Source organism: Streptomyces sp. SBT349 (assembly GCF_001083795.1).
GTDB lineage: Bacteria > Actinomycetota > Actinomycetes > Streptomycetales > Streptomycetaceae > Streptomyces.
Genome location: NZ_LAVK01000458.1, coordinates 1 through 4,921 on the forward strand (window position 1 = coordinate 1; position 4,921 = coordinate 4,921).

6 protein-coding genes are annotated in these 4,921 nt (G+C 73.5%); 3 read left to right on the forward strand and 3 right to left on the reverse strand.

All coding sequences use genetic code 11. The features are described 5' to 3' along the window. From ADY01_RS32690 to ADY01_RS32700, 3 genes are all read right to left on the reverse strand, one after another. Nucleotides 1–670 (reverse strand): GntR family transcriptional regulator (locus ADY01_RS32690; protein ID WP_063784448.1); only part of this gene is annotated, 670 nt, incomplete at its 3' end. Nucleotides 671–680: 10 nt separating this feature from the next. Continuing rightward, on the reverse strand, nucleotides 681–1,085 hold the full coding sequence (locus tag ADY01_RS32695) for a muconolactone Delta-isomerase (RefSeq protein WP_063784449.1): 405 nt from the start codon (nucleotides 1,083–1,085) through the stop codon (nucleotides 681–683). Nucleotides 1,086–1,131: 46 nt separating this feature from the next. Continuing rightward, nucleotides 1,132–1,842: an alpha/beta hydrolase gene (locus tag ADY01_RS32700; RefSeq protein WP_049580370.1), complete on the reverse strand. Its 711-nt coding sequence runs from the start codon at nucleotides 1,840–1,842 to the stop codon at nucleotides 1,132–1,134. A 296-nt stretch (nucleotides 1,843–2,138) separates the two neighbouring features. On the opposite strand from ADY01_RS32700, the gene ADY01_RS32705 reads away from it, so the two are divergent. The 3 genes from ADY01_RS32705 to ADY01_RS32715 all read left to right on the forward strand — a co-directional run bounded on the left by ADY01_RS32705 (nucleotide 2,139) and on the right by ADY01_RS32715 (nucleotide 4,894). Beyond that, nucleotides 2,139–3,338: a zinc-dependent alcohol dehydrogenase gene (locus ADY01_RS32705; RefSeq protein ID WP_053171466.1), complete on the forward strand. Its 1,200-nt coding sequence runs from the start codon at nucleotides 2,139–2,141 to the stop codon at nucleotides 3,336–3,338. Further along, nucleotides 3,317–4,591 (forward strand): Rieske 2Fe-2S domain-containing protein, encoded by a 1,275-nt coding sequence (locus ADY01_RS32710; protein WP_063784450.1) that lies wholly within the window; start codon nucleotides 3,317–3,319, stop codon nucleotides 4,589–4,591. Before ADY01_RS32705 ends, ADY01_RS32710 begins: the two co-directional genes overlap by 22 nt. Nucleotides 4,592–4,654: 63 nt before the next feature. After that, entirely contained in the window at nucleotides 4,655–4,894 is a 240-nt protein-coding gene (locus tag ADY01_RS32715) for a DUF4177 domain-containing protein (protein ID WP_049580372.1), read from the forward strand. The last annotated feature ends 27 nt before the right edge of the window (nucleotides 4,895–4,921 follow it).

A 4,921-nucleotide genomic window follows, 5' to 3' on the forward strand; every position in this document is an offset into this window, starting at 1 on the left:
GGCGGGGGGTGAGGCCCGTGGTGGGGACGCTGTAGAGGCCGCCTCTGGCCTGGAGGTCGTAGAGGGCGTCGATGACGCTCTCCAGGTGGGAACGCATCTGGCGCTCCGCCTCCTCCGGCTTGCCCGCGACCACCGCGCGGACGATGGCCGAGTGCTCCTCGGCGCCCTGGTGCGGGCGGCCGGGGAGGAGTGCCACGCTGAACTGGTACCGCACGCTGCGGTAGCGCAGCCGGTCCAGGACGTCCAGGGCCGTGGTCTGCGCGGCCAGTTCGCGGATCGCCAGGTGCACGGCCTGGCTCAGGTTGCTGTAGGCCGTGGTGTCCCCGGCGTCCGCCGCCTCCTTCATCCGCACGTCCAGCCCGCGCAGCTCGGCCCGTTCGCTCGCGGTCGCGCGCTGGGCGGCCTTGGCGGCGCACAACCCCTCGATGACCGCGCGCAGTTCGGTGATCTCCACCGCCTCGGAGATGGAGATCGGCCGCACATGGGCGCCCCGGTTGGGCGTGCGGGTGACCAGGCCGTCCGCGTCCAGCGCGGTGAGCGCCGAGCGCACCGCGCCGCGCGACGCCTGGAAGGAGGCGGCCAGTTCGGTCTCCACCAGGTGCTGCCCCGGCAGGAGTTCGCCATGGGCGATGGCCAGCCGGATGCGGTCGACGAGATCGACCGGGGACACCTGGGGACGTTCAGACGGGCTGCTCATCGGGGCCTTTCGTGGTCGCGCTGCGGGCGGCCGGGCCGACGGGATCGGTGGCGTGGCCGTTGCGGTGGACGGGTGTATTGTCCACACTCTCGGTCACCTCGCGGTCACCGGCCCCGAGGTCCTGGGGGTGCACCGCGAGCGGTTCGACCGTCACCTCCATCCAGGGGAACATCGGCAACGACGCCAGCGTGTCATGGAGATGGGTCGCGTCGCGGCACTCGTAGACGCCCACCGTGCCCCGCCGGCCCGGCGTGCGCCAGAGCTTCGTCAGCACGCCCGCGGCGCGCAGCTCCATCGCGCGGGCGCGTTCGGCGGCGCGCAGCCGTTCGCGTTCAGCGGGGGCGGTGTCCGCCGGGAGCAGGTTTTCCGTGCGCACGAGCCATTCCATGGCGAAGTCCTTGCGTCGAGCCGGTCCGTGGGTGGGGGTGCGTGTCTCAGCGGGCGGGTGCCGGGTCGTCCATCAGGAGCTCCGCGAGCGTGCCGGGGGCGGTGACCATGGCCTCGTGCCCGGTCGCGATGTCCCGCACGTCCCAGCCGAGCGCGCGCGCCTTCTCGGCATAGGGCGCGAACACGGCGAGCCAGTCGGTGCAGTTGAGGTAGCGGCCGGGGACCGAGGCGGCCTTGGCCCCGGCCGTGACCGGGTCCAGGTAGGCCGCCCAGGGGTGGGGGGTGAGGCGCGGGGTCAGCCAGGCGACGTCCGCCTCGTCCGTGACGCCCAGGGTCGTCAGCGAGCGCGGCGGGATCAGCCAGCCGAAGCCCGCCGTGGTGACCGACTCCCGGTAGTGCCCGGCGATTTCGGGCGGCAGCAGGTCGATGGCCGCGTCGCCGTCGTCGGGCAGGAAGCCGTCGAGGTGGACGCGGAGCGCCAGCCGCTCGGGCCGCCGCTCCGCGACGCCGGAGACGACCTGGGCGCCGTAGCTGTGCCCGACCAGCCGCACCCCCGTCAGGTCGTAGGCGTCCAGCAGCCGGACGACGTCCTCGACATGGGTGTCCAGGCCGACGTGGGGTCCCAGCAGATGGGCCCGGTCGCTGACGCCCGTCAGGGTCGGGGTGTGCACCTCGTGGCCGGCCGCGCGCAGCAGCGGCGCCACCCGGCTCCAGCACCAGCCGCCGTGCCAGGCGCCGGATACGAGCACGAAAATCACGTCGCGGTCCTCCGTGTTGACCTTCCGGACTCGGCCGCCGCCACTGGGGCGACGACCGGTGAGCAGCGTACACAACAATATTGTTGACAACCAGGGCGGAGCCGGGCCCGCCGCGTTCCCGCCCTTGTGCAACGCCTCTGAGCTGCGGTGATGTTCTCATCTTGCCCCTCTGGAAGGCCACTTGTGGTCCCGGGATTCGGCATGGTCGGACATCTTGACGACAAAATTGTTGACGATTACGGTGACCCGGCGAGTGACGAGCACCACTGCCGTGCTCGGGTGAGGAGTCAGCGTCGATGAGCTTTCCCGCCACGACGGTCGCCGCGGTGACCACGGGCCGCCGCAGCACGGAGTTGCGCACCCTGCCGGTGCCACCGGTCGGTGACGAGGACGCCCTGCTGCGCGTGGAGGCCGCCGGGGTCTGCGGCTCGGACGTCTCGGCCTACGACACGGCCGGGCTGCCTGAGCGCGTGATGGGCCACGAGAACGTCGGGCGGATCGTCGCCGTCGGGCGGTCGGCCGCGCGCCGCTGGGGCGTGGCGGAGGGGGATCGGGTCGCCGTGGAGGAGTATCTCCCCTGCGGGCACTGCCGGTTCTGCCGCACCTCGGAGTTCCGCCTGTGCCTGGCCTCCGACCCGTCCGGGGGCGGCCGGGCGCTGCGGTACGGCACGACCCCGCTGGCCCGGGCCCCCGGGCTGTGGGGCGGCTTCAGCCAGTACCTCAGGCTGCATCCCGACTCCGTTCTGCACGCCGTCCCGGACGGGGTGCCGAGCGAACTGGCCGCCATGGCGCTGCCCCTGGCCAACGGTCACGAGTGGGCCTACCGGGAGGGCGGCGCCGGGCCGGGCCGGGCCGTCGTGGTGCTCGGCCCGGGGCAGCAGGGGATCGCCTGCGCGCTGGCCGCGCGGGCCGCCGGGGCCTCGCCGGTCGTGGTGGTCGGCCTGGCCAGGGACGGCCACCGGCTCGCGGTGGCCCGGCGGCTCGGGGCCACCCACGCCCTGGACGCCACCGCGGCGGACGTGGTCGGCGAGGTCGCGCGGATCACCGGCGGCGAGATGGCCGACCTGGTGATCGACACCGCCGCGGGCTCGTCCGCCACGGTCAACCAGGCCGTCGCGCTGACCCGCAAGCGCGGCACGGTCGTCTTCGCCGCCCGCTCGGAAAAGCCGCTGGACGGCGTGGAGTTCGGCCAGATCTCCCGCAAGTACCTGACGGTCCGCGGCGTTCGCGGACACAGCTACCAGGCGGTCGAGAGCGCGCTGGCGCTCATGGCCGGTGACCCGGGCGCCATCGCGGAGATGTCCTCGCTGGCCGTGGGGCTCGACGGGGTGCACGAGGCCATCCTCGGCACCGCGGGCGAGCTCCCCGAGCCGGTCGTCCACGCCGTGGTGCTGCCGTGGCGGGACGGCCCCGCCGCCCCGGCGCCGGGGCCGCCGTCCCCGCCGTCCCCGCAGGAGAGCCGAGGAGGAGCAGGATGCGCATCACCAGGGAAATGAACGAGCGCCTGACGCGCGTCGGCGAGGGCACGCCCATGGGCGAGGTGTTCCGCCGCTACTGGATACCGGCCCTGCTCTCCAGCGAGATCGCCGAGCCCGACGGCCCCCCGGCGCGGGTGCGGCTGCTGGGCGAGGACCTGGTCGCGTTCCGGGACTCCGCCGGGGACGTCGGGCTGCTCGGGGCGCACTGCCCGCACCGGCGCGCCCCGCTGTTCTTCGGGCGGAACGAGGAGTGCGGGCTGCGCTGCGTCTACCACGGGTGGAAGTTCGACGTGCACGGCAACTGCCTGGACGCCCCCTCGGAGCCGCCCGGCTCCCAGTTCCGCTTCCGGGTGGGCGCGTTGTCCTACCCGACGCACGAGGCCGGCGGTCTCGTCTGGGCCTATCTGGGCCCGATCGACCGGATGCCGCAGCCGCCGGACCACGAGCTGGTCCGGGTACCGGCCGGCCACCTGGGCGTCTCCCGCTCCAACGAGCCGTGCAACTACCTCCAGGCCATCGAGGGCGGCATCGACACCGCGCACTCCTCGTTCGCGCACAACAACGACCTGGGCAACACCGGCCACCTGCGCGCGCTCGACACCCACCCCCGGCTCGAAGTCGACACCGCCGCCCACGGCTTCACCTACGGCAGCCTCCGCCAGGTCGGGCAGGGCCGGGTCTACCTGCGGACCTACCAGTTCGTGATGCCGTTCATGCAGATCAGGGGCGGCCTGATCACCTGGCAGGGCGAGCCGGCCGCCTACCCGGTCATCCACGGCCACATCTGGGTCCCGATGGACGACGAGAACACGGCCGTCTACAACTTCGCCTACTCCGCCGACCCCGCGCAGCCGATGGCGGGGGAGTGGTGGGCGGACCACGAACGGGAGATGGGCCGCGCGCCCGAGGACTACGAGCCGGGCACGCACTGGCTGATCCGCAACCCGGACAACGACTTCCTCATCGACCGGCACGTCCAGCGCACCCGGACGTTCACCGGCATCGCCGGGGTCAACACCCAGGACTACGCGCTCCAGACCGGCATGGGCCGCATCGTCGACCGCAGCCAGGAGGCGCTGGGCAGCACCGACCTGGCGATCTCCACCGCGCGCCGCCTGCTGCTGGAGGCGACCGACGAGGTGGAACGGGGCGGCGCGCCCCGGGGCGCCGCCCCCGCCACCCACCGCGCGATCAGGGGCGGTGACCTGCTGATGAGCGCCGGGAGCGACTGGCGGGAGACGTCCAAGGACGTGCGCGAGGCCCGTTTCTAGGGCCGGTCACCCACCACGGCGGCGCGCGAGGACGAGGACGAGGACAGGGACGAGGACAGGGACATGGAGCAGGACCACACCGACGAGAGCGCCGGGCGGACCCCCGCCGCGGCGGCCCCGGCCTACAAGGTGGTCGACGTCCGGGCGACCGGCCGCACCCCCGAGACCGTGGGCGCCGACCTGGAGCGGGTCATGAACGAGGCGGCCGAGCAGGGCTGGCGCTACCGCGACATCCGCCCGATCATCTACAACTCCTCGACCACCGGGTACCTGCTGGTGATCCTGGACCGGGAACGGGACTGACGCGATGGCCCCCGCCGCCCCGAATCC